A 19,352-nucleotide genomic window follows, 5' to 3' on the forward strand; every position below is an offset into this window, starting at 1 on the left:
GGGCGGCCGGCGCGACGGCCGCAGCGGGGGCTCAGTTGTTGAAGCGGTTCTGCGTGGACGTGAGACCCTCACGAACCAGCGACTCGACGGCGTCGGCCGCCACGGCTGCGTCCACCCGCATGGCGTCGAGGTCCGCAGGCTTGAGTTTCGCCAACACGTAGTCGGCCGCGGGCTGACGGCCGGCGGGGCGCCCGATCCCCACCCGAACCCGGTAGAAGTCGCCGCTGCCGAGGTGGGCGCGCATCGATTTCAGGCCGTTGTGCCCGTTGTCGCCCCCGCCCAGCTTCACGCGCAGCTGACCCGGATCGAGATCAAGCTCGTCGTGGATGGCGATGACGCGCTCGACAGGGATCTTGTGGAAGGCCGCCACCGCCCGCACGGCGGCGCCCGACTCGTTCATGTACGTCGTGGGCTTGGCGAGGACGAGCTTCGCAGGCGCGGCACCAGGCAGGACCACGGTCGCGATCTCGGCTCGTTGCCGGGTGTTGAGGGAAAAGCCGGAGCCGTAGCGGTCCGCGAGGTCCGCTACGGCCCAGAAACCGACGTTGTGCCGGGTGGCGTCGTAGGTCAGGCCCGGGTTGCCGAGCCCGACGACGAGGTAGGTGAGTTCGCTCACTCGTCCGCGTCGTCGCCCTCAGCCTCGTCACCGTGGATCGCCTCGACGTCCTCAGCCGACTCCTCGTCGGAGGACTCCAGGTCCTGCGTGGGCGCGACGACGACGTTCAGCACGAGGTGCTCGCCGTCGACGGCGGCCTCGACGCCCTCGAGCAGCTTGATGTCGGCCACGGTGATGTGGTCTCCGGCGGTGAGGCCCTCGATCGACACCTCGAACTCGGTCGGGATGTTGGTGGCGGGCGCCAGCACGGTGAGGTTGTTCAGATCGATGTTGACGAGGTTGCCCCGCTCGACCTCGCCCGTGATGTGCAGCGGCACGTCGACGGTCACCTTCTCGCCCGCGCGGACGATGAGGAGGTCGATGTGATCGATGGCCGGGAGGATCGGGTCGCGCTGGACCTGCTTCGGGAGGGCCAGGATCGGCTTGCTCTCGCCCTCGACCTTGAGGTGCAGCAGCACGTTGGGCTGACGCAGAGCCAGGAAGGCCTCCTGCGCCGGCAGGGCGAGGTGCATCGGCTCGGTGCCGTGGCCGTAGAGCACGGCCGGGGTCTGGCCGGCGCGGCGCAGCCGACGGGCCGCGCCCTTGCCGAACTCGGTGCGGGTGGTGGCGGTGATGTTGATGTCTGCCATGAAACTCTCCTCGGTACAAAAAAACTCGGCGTGCGGGCGCCGAGCGAGGAGGAGCTAGTCGATAACGGACGTCGCGGTCCCTCGCCAGGCAGCCATCGAAGCTTACCCCAGCTGGCTCCGCGGACCAACCCGCCCCAGTCGCGTCCACTCTCCGGGCCGACACCCGGCGAACAGACAGAGAGGGCGGGGATCCGTGGCCCGACGAGCCGGCTAGTGGCGTGCCGCAGTGGCCAGGTCCGCGATCTCGGCAGTCTCCATCTCGGCCACGAAGTCACGCTTGGTCTGGCGCCATCCGTCTTCCGTCATCCCGGTCCTCCAGTAGCCGGAGATGGACACGTCGGAGCGCGGAACGCCTTGTTCGACGAAGAGGAAGTGACGCACGTCCTTGACCATCTCCGCCACACCATGCACGAACCAGCCGGCGCCGTCGGGCGCCCCGCCGGCGCGCACAACGCTGGCCAGGGCCTGTCCGTAGGCCGCCCCGTCCCGCAGCACCCAGCGCACCGTCACGCCTTCGCGCTGCGGCACCGGGAATCGTCCGCGCTCGTCGGCGATCTCGAGATAGACGGTGGCGGTCGCTCCGCCAGGGAGCAACTCGACCCCCCGACAGATGGCGGGCGCAGCCGCCTCATCGCCAGCGAAGACGTAGTGCGCGTGATCGCTGGGTGCCCAGGCGCCTCCGGGACCGTGGAAGCCGATCTCGTCTCCCGGCTGCGCCTGCGCCGCCCAGGGGCCGGCCAGGCCGGCGTCGCCGTGGAGAACGACGTCGACGACGAACTCCCCCGTCGCGGGATCCGCCGAACGGATCGTGTACGTACGCGTCACCGGCCAATGCTCGGGAGGGAACTGATCGCGGACCGTCTCCGGGTCGAACGGCCGGTCGTACGGAGCCCCCGCCGGAGGGAACAGAAACTTCACGTAGTGGTCGCAGAACGGGAGTTCGTGCCCGCGCATCTGGTCCGAGTGGAGGGTCAGTCGGACCATTTCGGGCGCCACACGCTCCGTTCGGACCACCACCGCGCGTCGCAGCGGTCGCGTGCGTTGGGACATGACACTCCTACCGTCCGGCAATTAGGAAATCTAAAGCTATCGTAATCGCCTTCAATCGGACGGAGCCGTGTCTCACGGCCGCGGCAAGGTCAGGAGTGTCCTCCGAAGAGCGACGTCACTGAACCGTCGAGGAACACGGCGTTGATGGCCTTGGCGATGAGGGGGGCGATCGACAACACGGTGAGGTTCTGCACCGGCTCGGGTGTCTTGATCGGCAGCGTGTTGGTGACGATGATCTCCTCCATGTCCGACGCGTTGAGCCGCTCGGCCGCGGGACCGGAGAAGACCGCGTGCGTCGCCGCGCAGATGACGCGGGCCGCCCCGCGCTCGCGGAGCGCCGCCGCCGCCTGGACGATGGTGCCGGCCGTGTCGATCATGTCGTCGACCAGCAGGCAGGTCTTGCCCTGCACGTCACCGACCACCTCATGGACTTCGACCGTGTTGGCTTTGTTGGCGTCGCGCCGCTTGTGGATGATGGCGAGCGGGCAGCCGAGGTAGTCGGTCCAGAGGTCCGCCAGCCGCACTCGGCCGGCGTCGGGCGACACGATGGCCATCTCGGAGGTGTCGTACTTCTCCTTGACGTAGTCGGAGAGGACCGGCAGCCCCCACAGGTGGTCGACCGGCCCGTCGAAGAACCCCTGGATCTGCGATGCGTGCAGGTCCACCGACATGATGCGGTCGGCGCCGGCCGCCTTGTAGAGATCGGCCACGAGGCGAGCGGAGATCGGCTCGCGTCCCAGGTGCTTCTTGTCCTGCCTGGCGTACGGGTAGAACGGGGCGACGACCGTGATGCGCTTGGCGGAAGCACGCTTGAGCGCGTCGACCATGATGAGCTGTTCCATGATCCACTCGTTCACCGGAGCGGTGTGGGACTGGATGACGAAGGCGTCGCAGCCGCGCACCGACTCCTCGAACCGCACGTAGATCTCGGAGTTGGCATACGTGAGCGCGCGGGTGGGTACGAGCTCCTCCCCCATCAGGGTGGCGACCTCTTGGGCGAGCTCAGGGAATGCGCGCCCGCTGAAGAGCATGAGGTGCTTGTCGTTCTTCGCGATCTGGGACACGAATTCAGGCCTTCTTCTGTCGTGATTCGTTCACGGCCGGGTGGATTTCCCCGTCGTGCTCGGCGGCCGCGGACGCAGCCTTGGAGTCTGGGCGCCGGTTCTCGACCCAGCCTTCGATGTTGCGCTGACGTCCGCGCGCGACCGCCAAGCCCCCCGCTGGCACGTCGTCGGTGATGGTGGAGCCGGCGGCCACGAAGGCCCCTGGCGCGATGTCGACCGGCGCGACGAGCACCGAGTTCGACCCGACGAAGGCGTTCTTGCCGACGTGCGTGCTCGACTTGTGCACGCCGTCGTAGTTGGCGAAGATCGTGCCCGCGCCGATGTTGGCGCCCTCGTCCACGAAGGCGTCGCCGACATAGCTGAGGTGCGGCACCTTCGCCCCATCGGCGATGACGGCGTTCTTGGTCTCGACGAAGCCGCCGATCTTGCCGCCCTTGCCAAGGATGGTGCCGGGACGCAGGTACGTGAAGGGGCCGACCGTCGCGCCCTCCCCGATGACGGCGAACGAGCCGTGGGTGCGCACGACCTCTGCGCCGGGCCCCACCTCGACGTCCATGAGGGTGGTGTCGGGGCCGATGATCGCGCCCTCGCCGATCGTCGTCGCTCCCTGGAGGATGACCCCCGGATGGAGGACGACGTCGGGGGCGAGGTCGACGTCGACGTCGATCCAGGTGGAGGATGGGTCGATCATCGTCACCCCCTTGAGCATCCAGGCGTCTCGGATGCGGCGGTTCATCTCCGCGTTGATGCGCGCGAGCTGGACGCGGTCGTTGACTCCCTCGGTCTGCCACACGTCGTCGAGCAGGTGGGCCCCCACCCGCTCCGCGCGGCCGTGGGCGAAGTGCACGACGTCGGTGAGGTACTGCTCGCCCTGGGAGTTGTCGGTGCTGAGCGAGGCCAGCCCCTCACGCAGCGTCTCTGCGCGGAACACGTAGATGCCGGAGTTGATCTCGGTGATGGCGCGCTGGTCCTCGGTCGCGTCCCGGTGTTCGACGATGCCGGTCACCGTCTCGCCGTCGCGGAGGATGCGGCCGTAGCCGGTGGGATCCTCGACGCTCGCGGTGAGCACCGTCGCGGAGTTGTGGTGGGCGCGGTGTACGGCCACGAGCTGGCGCAAGGTGTCGCCGTTGAGCATCGGCACGTCGGCGTAGGTGACCACGACGTCGCCCTCCAGCTCGCCGAGGTCGGCCAGGCCGCAGCTGACGGCGTGGCCTGTGCCGAGCTGTTCGTCCTGCACCGCGGTGGTGACGGACTCCGACAGTTTCTCCAAGTGCGACGTCACCTCCTCCCGCTGGTGGCCGACGACCACGACGAGGTGCTCGGGGTTGAGTGCTGCGGCGGCGGAGACCGCGTACGCGAGCATCGGCTTACCTGCCACTTCGTGCAGGAGCTTGGACTTCTTGGACTTCATGCGGGTCCCGCCGCCTGCGGCGAGAACGACGACGGCGGCGACTGGCGCGAGTTCGTTGTCAGTGGACAAAGGGAGTCTCTCCTTCGGGCCGATGCACGCCCGGGCAGCTGCGCGCATCCGAGGCCAAACTATCAGTCGGGCCCCAGACGCGCCCACCCAACGGCTTCACCATCGCCCCTCGCGCTTCCGTTCGTCCTGAAGAAACGACGTGCCGTGGCGTATACCGCTGTCGAGGTACGTTTTCTCAGGGCCAAGCGATCTGTCGAGGAGACTGGTGCGTGCTCTCCATCACGTCCCATCCAACGGACCAGCGAGCTTCAGCTCCGCCCGGAGGCCTCCCAGATCCGAATCGCCCAAGACCACGTCGCCGCCGTTGTCGCGGGCGATCTCCCGCGCGATGGCGAGCCCGAGGCCGCTGCCCCCGGCTTCCCGCTGACGCGCCTCATCGAGGCGGACGAACCGCTCGAAGACCCTCTCCCGATCCTCGGGCGCGATGCCCGCGCCGTCGTCCTCGACCACGACCCGGGCTCCCGCCACCGTGATCCGCACGCGGGAACCGGCGTGCCGCACAGCGTTGTCCACGAGGTTGCGCACGACCCGCTCCACGGCCGGCCCGTCGACCGTCGCCTCGCCCTCCCCCGTCACGTCGACCGCTACGCCGGCCCTCCGCGTCGCGGCCACCTGCTCCGCCACGTCACGCAGGTTGGTCGGCCGACGACGACCGCCGGTGGCCCCGACCCGGGCCAACAGCAGGAGATCATCGACGAGCGCCTGCATCCGCAGCACCTCCGGTGCCAGTTCGGCCGCCAACTCCCCCGTGGGGAACGCCTCCGGGTGCGAGCGGGCCACCTCCACGCTCGCCCTGAGCGACGACAGCGGCGACCGGAGCTCGTGCGCCGCGTCCTCCACAAACCTGCGTTGCCGGGACGCCGCCCGATCCAGCCGGTCGAGCATCTCGTTGAGCGTGCGGGCGAGCGCGGCCAGCTCGTCGTCGGCGTCAGGGACTGGCAGCGCGCCTGGCCCGCCCTCGCTCGCCACGCGCGCCGCGGCCACCCGGAGCTCCTCGACCGGCCGCAGTGCCCGGCCCAGCGCGAGCCAGATCACGCCTGCCAGCGCGAGGGTCAGCGTGGGCACCACACCGACGAGCGAGACGCGCAGGGCTCGCAGCACGCCTTCGACATCGCGCAGGGGCAGCGCGACCACGATCGTCACTGGCTCACCTCGCCAGGTCGTCGAGCCGGCCACGACGCGGGCGCGGTCGTCGTAGGCCGTGGGAAGGGTGATCCCGGGCCGTTCAGCGGCGAGCGCCGCGTCGTCGGCACCGAGCACCGGCAAAGTGCGGCTGGCCGTCGCGGAGCTCGACACCACCAGGCCGCCGGCGTCCAGGACCTGCGCGATCTCCCCCGGCTGGGTGACCGGAAGCGGGTCGGGGAGCCGGTCCTCGGACGCCAGCCGGGCGATGGTCTCCACCCGCGCGGTCGCTGCCCGATCCAGCTCGGCGACGCGGCTGGAGGAGACGACGGCGGTCAACGCGACGGCTCCCAGCGTCAGGCCCACGGCCAACAGGCCGGCTGTCAGCAGGGTGAGACGAAGCCGCAGCGACAGGCCGCCCCAGCGTCTAGGCCCGCTCATCCGACGGCCCGGTACCCGGCGCCCCGGACGGTGGCGATGACGTCTCGACCCAGCTTGCGCCTCAGATACCCCACGTAGACCTCGACCACGTTGAGGTCCTCTCCGGTGCCCTCCCAGACGTGGTCGCGGAGTTCCACCTTCCCGACCACGCGGTCGGAGTGCCGCATGAGGTACTCCAGAAGCGCCACCTCGCGGGTGGTCAGCTCGACCGGGGCGCCGTCGAGCGTCACGGTGCGAGTCGACGGATCCAGCGTGACCGAACCCACCTCGAGGACGGCGGGCCGGGCGCCCGACGGCCGCCGGACCAGTGCCCGCAGCCTCGCCACGAGGACGACGAAGGAGAAGGGTTTGGTGAGGTAGTCGTCGGCGCCGAGATCGAGCGCGTCGGCAACGTCGTATTCTCCGTCCTTCGCGCTCAGCATCAGCACCGGCGTCCAGACGCCGCGCTTGCGCAGTTCCGCGGTCACGGCGTAGCCGTTGAGCCGCGGCAACATGATGTCGAGCACGATGGCGTCGTAGTCGCCGTGCGTGGCCAGGGTGAGCCCGGAGTCGCCGTCATGCGCGACGTCGACGGCGAAGCCCTCGGCGGCCAGCCCCCGCTGCAGGACGCGCGTCAGGCTGCGCTCATCGTCGACCACCAGCACACGCACAGCTTCATCATGTCATCCACTCACCGAGAGCGCCCGGGGGCCACGGGCCTGGCTATCAGCGCCCTCTCAGCGAGCGCCGCCTATCGTGGCAGCATGACCGAATCCAAGGCTGACCGCCGTTCCCCGCTCCGCTCCCCCTGGGCGGTGCCCATCGTCGTAGCGGGCGCCGTCGTCGCCTCGCTCGCGGCCCAGCCCCTGCTGGCCGTGGGCGAATCCAACGATCTGCCCGACATCTCCGCCGAGGAGCTCGTCGCACGAGTGCTCGAGGCAGAGCCGCAGCCGATGTCCGGCACCGTTGTGCACACCGCCCGCCTCGGCCTGCCCGACCTCCTCTTCACGGAGGCGACCGGTGCCGACCCGATGTCGCTGCTCGGCGGCAGCTCCACCCTCAAGGTGTGGACCGACGGTGAGCAGCGCTCCCGCGTCGCCCTGCTGGGCGCCGTGTCCGAGTACTCGGTCGTCGCCGACGGGGCGGACGTGTGGACCTACTCCAGCTCCGACGACGAGGCCGTGCACTACAGCGTCAGCGACGCTGACCGGGCGCGCCTCGAGGCGATGAGCGAGAAGGCGCGGGCCGAAGCCCTTGCGCGCAAGGCGGAGCTACCCACCCCGCAGGAAGCCGCGGCGGAAGCTCTCGCGAAGGCCGAGGAGTCCAGCTCCATCAGCATCGACACGCAGACCACCATCGCGGGCCGGGACGTGTACCAGGTCGTCGTGGCCCCGGACACCGACGCGACGCTTGTGGAGCGCGTCGTCGTTGCCGTCGATGGCGAGACGATGATCCCTCTGCGCGTGCAGACCTGGAGCACCCAGGACCAGACCGCGCCCGCCGTCGAGATCTCCTTCACCGACGTCTCCTTCCAGATGCCGAACGAGTCGGTCTTCGAGTTCTCCCCGCCCGCCGGGGCCACGGAACGCGACGTCGTCGTTCCGCTGCCCGACGAGGACGGCGAAATGCCTGCCCACGAGGGCACGGAGCACCAGAAGCCGACCGTCACCGGTGAGGGGTGGGCAACCGTCGTCGAGTTCCAGGGCATGGACATGGCCGAGCTGGTGTCGTCCGATCCCGGCACCATGTCCGGGATGCCCGACCGCCTCGTCGGATCGGACGAGGCCCAGGACCTGATGGACGAGTTCACCCCGGACCACTCCGGCGGCATGGGTCTGGACAACGCGGCGCTGTTCGAGCAGCTCACCACGGAGGTTCCTGAGGGACGCCTGCTCAGCTCGACGCTGCTCAGCATCCTGATGACCGACGACGGCCGCGTCCTGGTGGGTGCTGTGCCCGCCGACACGCTGCGCGCGATGGCGTGAGCGCCCCCGCCATCGAGACCTCGGGGCTGACCAAGCGTTTCCGCTCCGGGCAGGTGGCGGTCGACGGCGTCGACCTGGCGGTCCCACACGGTGCCGTCTACGGCTTCCTCGGCCCCAACGGGTCGGGGAAGACCACCACCATCCGCATGCTGCTGGGGCTCGTCTCGCCCACCGCCGGCAGCGCACGCCTGCTCGGCCAGCCCATGCCGGGCGACGCCCTTGAGGTGCTCCCCCGGGTGGGGGCGCTGGTCGAGGGGCCCGCCTTCCATCCCTACCTGAGCGGCCGCGCCAACCTGGCTCGGCTCGATGCCTGCGACTCGACGGCTTCCCGGAGCTCCTCGCCCCGACGGATCGGTGAGGCCCTCGAACGGGTCGGGCTGACCGCCGCCGCGCGCAAGCCCTACCGCCAGTACTCGCTCGGCATGAAGCAGCGGCTGGGCCTCGCTGCGGCGCTGCTGAGGCCGCGCGATCTGCTGGTGCTGGACGAGCCGACCAACGGGCTGGACCCCCAGGGGACCCGCGAGGTGCGCCATCTCATCCGCGAACTGGCGGCCGAGGGTGCCACGGTGTTGGTCTCCTCTCACCTCCTGGCGGAGATCGAGCAGGTCTGCACCCACATCGGGATCATGAGCCAGGGCCGGTTGTTGGCCCAGTCGGAGCGCGCCGCTCTGGTCGCCGACGACGCCGCCACGCTGGTGGTTACCACCGGCCTCGACCACGTGACCACGGCCGCGGAGGTGCTCCGCGGGCTAGGGCTCGAACCCATCACCGCGGAGGGCACCCACCTGAGCGCCTCCCTCGGTGCCACTGCGCCGTCGCAGGTTGCCGCAGCTCTCGTGCACGCCGGTGTCGCTGTGGACGGGCTGGAGGTCCGACGGCGCAGCCTGGAGCAGTTGTTCGTGGAACTGACCGGGGAGGGCTTCGATGTCGCGCGCTAGGGGCTCGTTCTGGCGCTTGGTGCGCAGCGATCTCAGACTCCTGTTCGGCCGACGGCGCACCCTCGCCCTGTTGGCGGGTCTGGCTTTGGTGCCGCTCCTGCTGGCCGTCGTCTTGTTCGTTGCCAGTAACTCGGGCATGAGCGGGCAGGGCCCGGGCTTCATCGACCGGGTGACCGGCAACGGGCTTTTCCTCGTCATCGCCGCGCTGTTCATGTGTCTGCCGTTCCTGCTGCCGCTCACCATCGGCATCACGGCGGGCGACGCCATCTCCGGCGAGGCGCAGGCCGGGACGCTCCGCTACGTGCTGACGGTCCCCGTGGCGCGGACGCGGCTCCTGGTCGCCAAGGCGCTCGTGTCGCTATCGTTCGCGCTGGCCGCAGTCCTGGTGATCACCGTCGTCGCCCTCGCCGCTGGCGGAGCCTTCTTTGGGTTCTCGGAGATGACGTTGCTGTCCGGCACCACGGTGTCCCTCGGCGCGGGCGTGGCCCGGATGCTGGGCGTCGCGGCGTACGTGGCCCTCTCGCTGACGGGTCTGGTCGCCGTCGGGCTGTTCTTCTCAACCCTGACGGAGGTGCCGGTCGGGGCGATGGCCGCGACGACCGTCGTCGCCGTGGTCTCGTCGGTGCTGGACACGCTGCCTCAACTCTCAACGATCCATCCGTACCTGCTCACGCATCACTGGTTCGACTTCGCCGAGTTCCTCCGTCTCGAGATCGACTGGGGCGTCCTCGGGTCAGGCCTGCTGGTCCAGCTGGGCTGGGTGGCGATCTTCGCCTCCCTCGCCTGGGGCCGTTTCAAGACGGCCGACGTCACCGCCTGACCGTACGTTCGCTTGATGCGCTCGCGCACTGACCGCAACGCCAACGAAGAGACCGCAACGCCAACGAAGAGACCGCAACGCCAACCGTTCCATTGGAACGCCAACGCACAGACCGGAACGCCAACGGTTTCACTGGAACGCCAACGCTGATCGGAACTCGCCGACGATCACCATCGACGCCCCTGATATCTCGGGGGCGTCGATGGGTTCCGGGGGCGAGTGGGCGTGACCGTTGGCGTTCCAGTGAGACCGTTGGCGTCGGGGGTGGGGCGTGCCCGGCCCCAGAAACACGGATGCGAGCCTGGCCTTCGCCCGATTTGAAGGCCGACTTCCAGCTCGGGGAGTCGTGGTGAGGCCCCTTGTCAGCGGTGCCGCGCGGCACCCGATCGACTCACTGGCGAAGACCGGAGAGCAGGTCGGTCCAGCCCGCCTTCAGCCCGCCGCCGGGTGTCCACGACCCGTCCTCGAGCCGGAGGGCACCGTCGCCGTCCACGGGATAGGAAACCGGATCGCCGAACTGGTTGTACGCCACCACGTAGGGGTGGTCGAGCGGTGAGTAGCCCGGCCGCGGCCACGACGGATCCGGCGTCGGTTGCGCCTGCGTCAGGGCGATGAGGAGCTCGCCGGGCAGCTCGCGGTGGATCCACTCGTCACCACCGTCGGCTGGGAGTCCGCAGACGAACCCCCGGTACAGCGACGCCCGGTCGACGGGAAGCACCGAACGCACCCCGACCGTCGCGGCCTCCTCGCTGCACACGCTGACGTCATCAGTCATCGGCACCGGCAAAACGTCCCGCTGCGACTGCCAGAGCGGAAGGATGTCGTCCAGCAACTCAGCGCCACCCGTGCGTCCCTCGGGGCCTCCGACGAACTGGCAGTTGACGGTCTCGGCGGAGATCACCCGCTGCTCGCCGCCCGCGTACTCGAACACGAGATGGAACGTCAGACCGCCGATTTCGGTGCAGGCGTCCGCCTCAGCGGCTGGCAGGGCGTTGACGAGATCCACCACCCGGTCCGGGTCGACGGTGAGCGGCTCCATCGGGCCGACGTCGGGGTAACTCGGCAGCGTGTCGCCACACAGCCAGACGCGACCCACCCCTCCTGCCAGGACATCCGACGCTGGGAGCGCCTCGGGGGCGATCACGCCCGAGCGGAGGTCTTCGCACACGCCGGGAATGAGGCCTCCTGCGGGTTCGACTGGCGGAAGTGACGGTCGGGTGGGTGTCACCGGGGCGGGGCGCGGCGCACCCTGAATCTCGACGAACCTCGCCTCCAGTTCGGGATCGAGACGCACCATCCGCCTGCCGGTGCCCTCGTCCCACCAGTAGGTGCCGCTCTCGATCCGCATCAACGAGATCGGGTCCCCGGATGGGGTCAGCAGCACAGCGTCCGGAAGGGTCGTCTCGAGGAAGGCCTCCTGCCCAAGCGGTTCGGAACTCCCCAACGCCGCGAGGATTTCGGGAGTGAGGGCGCCGTCGGTGGCGAGTCCGTCAGCCCGGCAGACGACCACGCGGGTCAACTCGTCCACCGGCAGAGGCCTCAGGACTGAAGCGTAGGAAGCGTCACAGACGTCAGCCCCCTCAAAGGCGTAGTCCGTCTCGGCTCGTTCGGCCGCCCACAGTTCACGCAGCTGCGAGAGGTATCCCGCGCCATCGGCACGGAAGACGTCAAACATGGCTGTGGCGTCGCGGAGATCGCCGCACCCGGCGATCCGGACTGCCCGGCGCACGCCGTCGGGGTATTCGACGACCACCCTGTAATCGAGCGGGTTCGGCATGCAGTCCAACACGCCTTCTGATTTCTCCAGTGCGTTGAAAGCCTCGACAGCCTCGTCGGCGCGTGCCACCAGCGGGTCGGGCGCACCGACGAGCTCCAGGGCCGATCCTGTGTCCGAGCGACCGCACAGCCACACGCGGGTGGCACCGTCGGGCAGGTCGTCGTCGACGAGCGGTTCGGCATCCAGAAGAGGATCGGTGCAGATGTCCGGCACGAGGACCGTCGACACATCGGCGGGGGCCTCCGGGGTAGCCACCACGACGGAAGGAGGCTCATTCAGTTGAAGCGCCACGGGAGTGGCGATGCCCACGACGGCGAACACCGCCGCGGCGGCCACGCCGGCTCGTCTGCGCTGGGCGCGCATACGTGCGGAGTGTGCCCAGCCGGTCGTGTCGGGACGGGTGGGCACCGAGGCGTGGAGCGCGTCGGCGAGAGGTCGCTCGTTCATGGCTGGTCCTCCTGGTTGAGCTGTGGCGAGGTGCGCAGCGCGGCGAGCCCGCGACTGACGTGGGAGGTCACGGTGCCCTCCGGGATGCCGAGCAACTGCGCCACGTCGCGGGTGCTGCGGTCCTCGAAGTACCGGAGGACAAGGACGGTGCGCTGCATCCGCGGCAGCGAGGCGAGCGCGCGGCGCAGATCGGTGCCGGGCTCGATGTCGGTGACCGGTGCGGGCAGGTCGGGCGGGCTGTCAGACGGCGTCTCGGAGCGCCAGGCGAGCCTGCGCCACCAGGACACGAACGTGCGGTACATCGTCGTGCGCACGTACGCCTCGAAGTGCCGGTCGTTGTCGAAGGAGTCGTAGCGGCCGTAGGTCTTGGACAGTGCGGTCTGCACCAGGTCCTCGGCGTGGTGGACGTCGTTGGTCAGGAGCCACGCTGCGGCGAACAGCTCTCCGGCGCGGGCCGCGACGAAGCCGTCGAACCCGCCGGTCTCAACGCTGACCGGGTGCTCCATCACTGCCTCCATGCTCTATAGACGCGTTGAGCGGGGCGATTGGCTGCATGATTCCTCAGAAAGTTGCTCGGTCCTGGGTGCTGGGCGCATCCTCCCAAAGATTCGCCCTGAGAAAGTGTGCCTCGAGGCCCCTGTGAGTCCCGGCACCTCATTTCTTCAGGACGAACGAGGCGAAGATGCAGACCTCCCGTGCTCCCTGAGCTTGTCGAAGGGTAACGGCCCCTATCGTGCCGCCGCCCCCGCGGTCGGGGCGGCTGTAGGTAGCAGGGTCGTCACCCTTCGACGGACGCTCCTCGCGCAAAGCGCTCGTCACTGCTCAGGGAGCGATCACGGTCCCTCAGCTTGTCCCGAGCCTAGGCCGCGGCGGGCGCGAGCGGGGCTAGTCTGATCGCGGGAGACTCCGCGTCGCTAGGCCCGGAGAGTCCTCTGATCCTTCGGAGCGTCATGTCCACGAACGAGTCACCCTCGCCCCTGACCGATCCCGCCCTGTCCGGACTGCTCAGGGTCGGGGCGTGGGCCGCGTTCGGGTCGGTCGCCCTCATCGTCGTCCAGGTGGTCGTGTTCGCGCTGTGGCCACCGGTGCACTCGGTCGCCGAGGTCTTCGCCCTCATGACGGGCAACCCCGTTCTTGGCCTGGTCTCGCTCGACCTTCTCTACGTCGCCAACAACCTGCTGGTATGGCTGTTCTACCTCGGGCTCGGCGCCGCTCTATGGCCCGTTTCACGCTCGGCAGTGATCGTCGCCGTCGGGTTGGGCACTCTGCAGATGGCCGCCTACCTGGCCTCCAACCCGGCGGTCGAGATGCTCGCCGTCGCGCGCGCCCATGCCGACGCCGACCCCTCCATGCGAGCAGTGCTGGAGTCGGCGGGTGAGGCGCTGCTCGCAGCCTGGAAGGGGACGGCCTTCCTCACCTACTACTTCATGGGCGCGTTCGTGCTCCTCATCCTCGTCTGGGCCCTGCGCCGCTCTGCGCTGTTCGCCCCCTCGACGGCGTGGTGGGCTCTGGCGGCGGGTCTCCTGATGCTCGTGCCGTCCACGTTCGGGACCGTCGGAATGCTGTTCGCCCTCGCGTCCCTCATCCCGTGGAGCGTGCTGTGTCTCCTCGCGGGGCGGCGTCTCCTGAGGTTGTCAGTCGGATAGCGCCCCGGCAGGCGTCGCCGTGGAGCACACTGGCCCCATGGCGTCGATCACCTTGCCGCACCCTCACCTCATCGTGTTGCGCACCGCAGCGACGGTGATACTGAGTTGCCTCATCGGCCAGGCAGGTTGGGCGGCCGCCTTCATCGGGGGCGGATCCGGCTACCGCGTTCACCACGAGGTGGGGGCCTGGGTCACGATGGCCGCAGCGATCGTCGGCGCTCTGGTCTATCTCGTCCTGCGACGCTCCGCTGGGCTGGTCAACGTGATCCTGGCTCTCGCGCTGGCCGTGGCCGTCGTCGCGCAGTACTTCATGGGCGAGGCCGGCGCCACGGCGCTCCACATCTTCTCCGGCGTCCTCATCGTCATGCTGGGCACCGCCCTGACGTCCTGGACCTACCGGCACCACCTGCCCGCCGAACGAGAGGTCTGAGGACCTGTCGCCACGGGGCGACGCGGCGTACCGTTGAGTCATGTACCGCGCAGGAGTCGCAGCGACCGCGGCAGTGCTGCTGCTCGTCGGCTGCTCGGGCGGATCGGCACCCACGCCGAGCCCACCCATGAGTCCAGGCACGACGCCGCCCGACGTCGTCTCCAGTGAACCGGTGCCGACGTCGACGTCCGCCTCCGCCCAGCCGTCGGCTCCCCCGACCTTCTCCGACAGTGCGACGCCCCCGTCCGCTCCCACCACAGCGTCCCCAACGAGCTCTTCCACGGACTCGCCGCCCGGAGATCTCGACCAACTACACCCCTGGGTCACCGCGCGCTCGGAGGAGGAGCCTCGGCAGGCGGCGGGCGACTGGCAGGAGATCATCGGAGTCCGCACCGGGGCACACGAGGGCTACGACAGGGTTGTCCTGGATCTCTCGGGTGATGACCCACTGCTCGGCTGGTTCGCGGGCTTCGCCGACGAGGCGATCGAAGACCCAACCGGATTCCCGTTGGAGATCGACGGCGGCGCCTTCCTGGAGCTGGGGATCTGGGCGATCGACTGGACCACCGATCGTCCTGAGCGCTTCTCCGGACCCGTGGACGTCGACGGGCTCGACAACGTGACAGCAGTCGCCTTCGGCGGGCTCTTCGAGGCCCAACAGCAGATACTGATCGGCCTCGAGGAGCGCACGGCTTACCGCGTCTTCACGCTCTCCGATCCCGCCCGCATTGTCGTCGATATCAAGCATGCCGACTGAGCACCCGGACCGCATGAAGCTGACCGATCCGCTCGACATCGCCCGCGGCTTCCTGGAGGCCTGGAACGACCAGGACCCCGACGCCCTGGCCGCCCTGTTCACCGACGACGCCGACTTCGTCAACGTGGTGGGGCTCTGGTGGGAGGACCGCCCCAGCATCCGGCGCGCACACGCCCGCGGGTTCAGGGTCATGTTCGGAGGCTCTGAGATGACGCTCGAACGAACCAAGGTTCGGCGGCTCGGGGCCGACGCGGCTGTCGTGCACGCTCTGTGGTCCATGACCGGCCAAGTAGACCCTGCCGGTTCGCCCGTCGGGGATCGGTCGGGGGTCCTGTCGTTCGTCGTCGAGCGGCAGCCCGACGGCGGATGGCTGGCCGTTGCCGCCCACAACACCGACCGGTTCCCCGCAGCCGAAACCCTGGTCGCCGAACCCAGCGGTCAACTGGAGCCGACCAGCTACGTTCCGCGAGCAGAACGCAACGACGCCTGAACGCTCTGCCCCGCGGGGTTAGGGTGACGTCATGGCACTTCTGGGATACCGATCCTCCGGCGCGGACCTCCCCTACGGACACCCGGAATGGGCCCACGGCGTTGCGATGGAGGGATACTTCTGGCGCATCACCGACCCTTCAGCGCAGCGGACGGTCATCGCGCTCATCGGCGTCCAGACCGACCGCAGCGGTCGCTGGGCGCTGACGGGTCTCGGCGCCTCGGACGGATTCTGGCGCCACGACGTCCTCCCCATAGCCGAGGCCCGGCCGGCCGGGCTCGGTGCCCGCGCCTCAGGACCCGGGCGCTCCTTCGTCGGGACCGACGAGCGGGTGACGGTCGATCTCGGCCCCGACGCCACGCTGGACATCCAGCTCGACGGCCTCAACCGATGGCCGGCCAGGCGCGCGTTCGGTGGGTCCAGCGTCTTCCAGACCATCCCGGGGCTCAACCAGTACTGGCACCCGTGGCTGCTCGGGGGGCGGGCGAGCGGCAGCGTCACCGTCGGCGACCAGCACTGGAGCTTCGACGATGCTCACATCTACGGTGAGAAGAACTGGGGCAAGGGCGGCTTCCCCGAGTCCTGGTGGTGGGGCCAGGCCCAGGGGTTCGAGGAGCCGGGAGCATGTGTCGCGTTCGCGGGCGGCGACGTCGTGGCCGGCCCGTTCCGGACCGAGGTCACCGGGCTCGTCGTGCGGCTGCCCCACGGGCGGGTCATCCGGCTGGGCAACCCGGGCACGTCACCGGTCGTCGCCGACGTCGGGGACGAGCACTGGCACCTAGCCGGCCGATCGCGCGACTGGACGGTCAGGATCGAGGCGGACGCGCCGCTGACCGACGCCCACGTGCTCCCCGTACCCCTCGTCGGAGAACGACGAGCGGTCCCCGGCGCCATCGAGCATCTCTCCGGGCGCCTGCGGGTCGAGGTGTCCCGTCGTGGTCGTCTGGTCTGGTCGGACGAGTCGACGCTGGCCGGTCTCGAGCACGGCGGCCTGGACCGGGCCGCCGCGTTGGCCGAGTCCCGCCTGTAGCCAGTCGCGACCGCTCGACAGGCGGATCCGGCGGCGACTACGCCACCACATCTGACGTTCGGGCGGCGTTCCATCCGGCCGTCGGAGAAGTCAGCCCGGCTGCTCGTCGTCGTAACGCGCCAGATGCTCCTCCAGGTTGAAGACCTCCTCGAGCTCGAGGAAACCCTCGTCGGGCGCGGTGTCGAGGTCGAGGAAGAACTCCCGCATCTCCGACTGCCACCGGGCATTGACCTCCGTCGCCGCCATAGCCCTCTGGGCCTGACCCAGATCCTCCGATTCGACGTAGCCGATCAGCAGGCGTCGGGGCGAAGGAACAGGGAGTAGTTGTGCCAGCCTGCAGGCTTGAGCGCGCGCACCATGTCGGGCCAGACGGCAGCATGCCGCCGCTTGTACTCGTCCAGTCGCTCCGGATCCACCTGTAGCTGGAAACAGTGACGCTTCATCGGCTCGATACCCCGTCCGGCACAGCTCTACGTTGAGTCTGAGTGAAACGATTCACAGACAGCTACCCGAGTTCACGGCGCGGACCGGTCGGCGCGCCCCTGCCATCACGTTCCTCATGAACCACGGGCTCATCGTCGCGGGCGATGACCCGGAGAAGATTCGCGCCCAGAGTCACGAGGTGTTGGAGCGCATCAAGCAGGCGGTCGCGGAGGCGCGCCCCGACCTGACCGACGTCTCCGAAGCGTTCCGCTCCGCCGTCGGCGGCGACGTCGTCGCTACGGACGCCAGCGTTGTGGCCGTCGCCTTCCCGATGACGGAGGCGGGCGCCCGATTCCTCGTCGAGGGCCCGCTCATCCCGGATCAGATCGTGTACTCAGGCTCCTTCCCCGTGGTCATCAGCGAGGGCGACGACGTGGCTGCGGTCGTGGAGCGCCACCGGGAGCGCCACGGCATCGATCCGATCGTCATGGTCGCGCCGGGGCTGGGGGTCGCTGCCGTCGGCGCCAGCGCAAAGCAGGCCCGGACCGCCGTTGAGGTGTACGTGGACGCGTTGACCGTCGGCCAGGCGGCGAGCGCGCTCGGCAGCGTCAGGGCCCTGGACGACGCCGAGCGCCGGTTCATCGAGACCTGGGAGGCCGAGGCCTACCGCCAGCAGGTGGCCTCGCAGTAGTTCGTCTCCTACTCGGCTCGCAGCTGTTCCATGAGCGCTCCGCCGAGGTACCCGACGCCGCGGTAGAAGTCGGTCTCGGCACCTTCGACGACCATCCGGAAGAGGTTCGGTGCCCACTGCACTAGGTGGTCGCGGATGAAGCGGTCAGCGACGGCCAGAACATCCTGGGCGCTCTCCCCAGCGTCCAACAGCTCGACGGCACGGAGGTAGGCGGCCGCCACAAACTCGAGCTCCAGCCCGATGTGGTCGTCGGGCTCCTTGTTCAGCCGCGGGGCCTGCAACCCGAGCTCCCGGTACGCCGCACGCACCTGGAGTGTCTCCGCCTCGAACTTCAGGCCTTCCCTGGAGCGGTGGACGGACTCGAATGGGTTCGCCTTGGCGCGCCCGGCACCGCCGAAAAGCCGCTGATGGTCGATCCGGATGGCCTCGTCGTCCTCCCGGGACGCCGCCAGCAGCTCGAGCCCCTCCTGCGCCCCTTCCGGGGTGGGCCAGTCCGCCAACCGCTCCGGGTCGCGCAGCGCCGCCACCACGTCTGCGGAGGGGGCGGTCAGCAGCAACCGCGACAACACGGTCAGCGCCGCCGCACGGCGGTCCAGATCAACAGCATCCATGGCCCGATCCTATGATTGGGGCAAGCCGAGGAGGGAGTGGGGATGTCCGAAGCCAGCCACGCCGCCATCCTCCGCTGGCTAGACGCCGCCGAACCCGCCGAGATCACACTGAGTTGCGCGGAATCCCCCTTGCCGGGAGCCGTGATCCTGGACCGTTGCCTGGCCGAGGTTCCCGCCGCCTGGGTCGCCGAGCTCGCCACGCACTGCCCCGTCCGCGCCGCCGTCGACCACTGCGCGCGCCCCGAGGTCGCGCGTAGCCGGCTCGCGGAGTTGGCCTCCGTCACCACAGCCATCACCCTCGACGGTGGGCCGAGCAGCGGCCACCCGGTGCGCTACACGCATCCCCCCGCCCGCCGACGTGCCCTGTTCGGCCTCGGATCGACGACCCCCGCCCCGAGCGGCACGCTGGCAGAGCGCTTGGCGGCCGCCTTGTCCAGGCTTCCGCTCACCCTCGAGGCGGAGAGCCCCGCCGCCAGATTGCGCATCACCCGCGACTGCACCGCGTGCGGTCTGTGCGCACGCAGCTGCCCCCACGGTGCCCTGGGCTTCGCCGTCGTCGAGGGCGTGGCCGCCATCCACCACAAGCTCGACGCCTGCCAGGGGGATGGCACGTGCGTGGCCGTGTGCCCCGAGGACGCCATCGTCAGGGACGGCACCCACCGGTGGGCGGAGGTGCGGGACCACCCGGTGGTTGAGGTGACCGCACTGCCGGTGCTCCGTTGTGGGAAGTGCAACGCACCCTTCGCTGACAACTCCGACACGCCCTCCGCCCTGTGCCCGGTGTGCCGGGTGACAGCCGCCGAGCCCTTCGGGGTGCACCTGACTCCCACCGCTCGAGCCCTCCTGGAGCGTCGACGCCGGGGCGGCGCAGACACGCGGTAGCAGTTCGGCCCCCGCCCGACACCGACCCCCAGCTTGCACTACGA

Annotated in this window: 20 protein-coding genes and 1 pseudogene; 10 read left to right on the top strand and 11 right to left on the bottom strand. The window is 69.6% G+C overall.

The annotated features are described in order from the left end of the window. Nucleotides 1-31: 31 nt before the first annotated feature. The 7 genes from pth to RPIT_RS10655 form a co-directional block, all read right to left on the bottom strand. The gene (gene pth, locus RPIT_RS10625) at nucleotides 32-616 is read right to left on the bottom strand and encodes an aminoacyl-tRNA hydrolase (RefSeq protein ID WP_077343047.1); all 585 of its coding nucleotides are present in this window, start codon (nucleotides 614-616) and stop codon (nucleotides 32-34) included. Then, entirely contained in the window at nucleotides 613-1,245 is a 633-nt protein-coding gene (locus RPIT_RS10630; protein ID WP_077343049.1) for a 50S ribosomal protein L25/general stress protein Ctc, read from the bottom strand. The genes pth and RPIT_RS10630 overlap by 4 nt, the downstream gene beginning before the upstream one ends. Before the next feature lie 210 nt (nucleotides 1,246-1,455). Then, nucleotides 1,456-2,295, bottom strand: coding sequence for a siderophore-interacting protein (locus RPIT_RS10635; protein WP_077343051.1), 840 nt, complete (start codon nucleotides 2,293-2,295; stop codon nucleotides 1,456-1,458). An 89-nt stretch (nucleotides 2,296-2,384) separates the two neighbouring features. Next, the gene (locus RPIT_RS10640) at nucleotides 2,385-3,326 is read right to left on the bottom strand and encodes a ribose-phosphate diphosphokinase (RefSeq protein WP_237267875.1); all 942 of its coding nucleotides are present in this window, start codon (nucleotides 3,324-3,326) and stop codon (nucleotides 2,385-2,387) included. Between the two features lie 37 nt (nucleotides 3,327-3,363). Further along, nucleotides 3,364-4,770 (bottom strand): bifunctional UDP-N-acetylglucosamine diphosphorylase/glucosamine-1-phosphate N-acetyltransferase GlmU, encoded by a 1,407-nt coding sequence (glmU, locus tag RPIT_RS10645; protein WP_237267876.1) that lies wholly within the window; start codon nucleotides 4,768-4,770, stop codon nucleotides 3,364-3,366. Between the two features lie 288 nt (nucleotides 4,771-5,058). Beyond that, nucleotides 5,059-6,402: an ATP-binding protein gene (locus RPIT_RS10650; protein WP_077343057.1), complete on the bottom strand. Its 1,344-nt coding sequence runs from the start codon at nucleotides 6,400-6,402 to the stop codon at nucleotides 5,059-5,061. Beyond that, nucleotides 6,399-7,052 carry a response regulator transcription factor gene (locus RPIT_RS10655; RefSeq protein ID WP_077343059.1) on the bottom strand — a complete coding sequence of 218 codons (654 nt, stop codon included), beginning with the start codon at nucleotides 7,050-7,052 and terminating at the stop codon, nucleotides 6,399-6,401. The genes RPIT_RS10650 and RPIT_RS10655 overlap by 4 nt, the downstream gene beginning before the upstream one ends. A 93-nt stretch (nucleotides 7,053-7,145) precedes the next feature. Here RPIT_RS10655 and RPIT_RS10660 point away from each other — a divergent pair, with 93 nt between their 5' ends. From RPIT_RS10660 to RPIT_RS10670, 3 genes are read left to right on the top strand one after another with little or no spacing between them, the layout of a single operon-like run. Beyond that, complete coding sequence (locus RPIT_RS10660) at nucleotides 7,146-8,366, top strand: LolA family protein (protein WP_077343061.1); 1,221 nt, start codon at nucleotides 7,146-7,148, stop codon at nucleotides 8,364-8,366. After that, complete coding sequence (locus tag RPIT_RS10665) at nucleotides 8,363-9,304, top strand: ABC transporter ATP-binding protein (RefSeq protein ID WP_077343063.1); 942 nt, start codon at nucleotides 8,363-8,365, stop codon at nucleotides 9,302-9,304. Before RPIT_RS10660 ends, RPIT_RS10665 begins: the two co-directional genes overlap by 4 nt. Then, nucleotides 9,291-10,124 (top strand): ABC transporter permease, encoded by an 834-nt coding sequence (locus RPIT_RS10670; RefSeq protein ID WP_077343065.1) that lies wholly within the window; start codon nucleotides 9,291-9,293, stop codon nucleotides 10,122-10,124. The genes RPIT_RS10665 and RPIT_RS10670 overlap by 14 nt, the downstream gene beginning before the upstream one ends. A gap of 391 nt (nucleotides 10,125-10,515) precedes the next feature. Here RPIT_RS10670 and RPIT_RS10675 read toward each other — a convergent pair whose 3' ends face one another. Continuing rightward, nucleotides 10,516-12,348, bottom strand: a complete 1,833-nt coding sequence (locus tag RPIT_RS10675) for a hypothetical protein (RefSeq protein WP_077343067.1) — start codon at nucleotides 12,346-12,348, stop codon at nucleotides 10,516-10,518. Further along, the gene (locus RPIT_RS10680) at nucleotides 12,345-12,866 is read right to left on the bottom strand and encodes a SigE family RNA polymerase sigma factor (protein ID WP_077343069.1); all 522 of its coding nucleotides are present in this window, start codon (nucleotides 12,864-12,866) and stop codon (nucleotides 12,345-12,347) included. The genes RPIT_RS10675 and RPIT_RS10680 overlap by 4 nt, the downstream gene beginning before the upstream one ends. A 432-nt stretch (nucleotides 12,867-13,298) precedes the next feature. On the opposite strand from RPIT_RS10680, the gene RPIT_RS10685 reads away from it, so the two are divergent. Genes RPIT_RS10685 through RPIT_RS10705 form a run of 5 tightly spaced genes read left to right on the top strand, consistent with a single transcriptional unit; the run spans nucleotide 13,299 to nucleotide 16,701 of the window. Continuing rightward, nucleotides 13,299-13,994 carry a hypothetical protein gene (locus RPIT_RS10685; protein ID WP_077343071.1) on the top strand — a complete coding sequence of 232 codons (696 nt, stop codon included), beginning with the start codon at nucleotides 13,299-13,301 and terminating at the stop codon, nucleotides 13,992-13,994. Between the two features lie 37 nt (nucleotides 13,995-14,031). Further along, a complete protein-coding gene (locus tag RPIT_RS10690) occupies nucleotides 14,032-14,424 on the top strand; it encodes a hypothetical protein (protein WP_077343073.1) in 393 nt (130 codons plus the stop codon). Nucleotides 14,425-14,464: 40 nt separating this feature from the next. After that, nucleotides 14,465-15,181 carry an AMIN-like domain-containing (lipo)protein gene (locus RPIT_RS10695; RefSeq protein ID WP_077343075.1) on the top strand — a complete coding sequence of 239 codons (717 nt, stop codon included), beginning with the start codon at nucleotides 14,465-14,467 and terminating at the stop codon, nucleotides 15,179-15,181. Continuing rightward, nucleotides 15,171-15,671: a YybH family protein gene (locus RPIT_RS10700; RefSeq protein WP_218121541.1), complete on the top strand. Its 501-nt coding sequence runs from the start codon at nucleotides 15,171-15,173 to the stop codon at nucleotides 15,669-15,671. The genes RPIT_RS10695 and RPIT_RS10700 overlap by 11 nt, the downstream gene beginning before the upstream one ends. 31 nt (nucleotides 15,672-15,702) lie before the next feature. After that, nucleotides 15,703-16,701, top strand: coding sequence for a tocopherol cyclase family protein (locus tag RPIT_RS10705; protein ID WP_077343077.1), 999 nt, complete (start codon nucleotides 15,703-15,705; stop codon nucleotides 16,699-16,701). A 90-nt stretch (nucleotides 16,702-16,791) separates the two neighbouring features. Here the strand turns inward: RPIT_RS10705 and RPIT_RS16030 are convergent. Beyond that, a pseudogene (locus tag RPIT_RS16030) lies at nucleotides 16,792-17,144 on the bottom strand (L-rhamnose mutarotase). 116 nt (nucleotides 17,145-17,260) lie between these two features. Between RPIT_RS16030 and RPIT_RS10715 the strand changes: the two are divergent. After that, a complete protein-coding gene (locus RPIT_RS10715) occupies nucleotides 17,261-17,815 on the top strand; it encodes a hypothetical protein (RefSeq protein WP_077343079.1) in 555 nt (184 codons plus the stop codon). 8 nt (nucleotides 17,816-17,823) lie between these two features. On the opposite strand, the gene RPIT_RS10720 is transcribed toward RPIT_RS10715, so the two are convergent. Next, on the bottom strand, nucleotides 17,824-18,426 hold the full coding sequence (locus tag RPIT_RS10720; protein ID WP_077343081.1) for a TorD/DmsD family molecular chaperone: 603 nt from the start codon (nucleotides 18,424-18,426) through the stop codon (nucleotides 17,824-17,826). Between the two features lie 42 nt (nucleotides 18,427-18,468). Here RPIT_RS10720 and RPIT_RS10725 point away from each other — a divergent pair, with 42 nt between their 5' ends. Further along, the gene (locus RPIT_RS10725) at nucleotides 18,469-19,308 is read left to right on the top strand and encodes a 4Fe-4S binding protein (RefSeq protein ID WP_077343083.1); all 840 of its coding nucleotides are present in this window, start codon (nucleotides 18,469-18,471) and stop codon (nucleotides 19,306-19,308) included. Nucleotides 19,309-19,352: the final 44 nt, after the last annotated feature.

Source organism: Tessaracoccus flavus (assembly GCF_001997295.1).
Lineage (GTDB): Bacteria > Actinomycetota > Actinomycetes > Propionibacteriales > Propionibacteriaceae > Arachnia > Arachnia flava.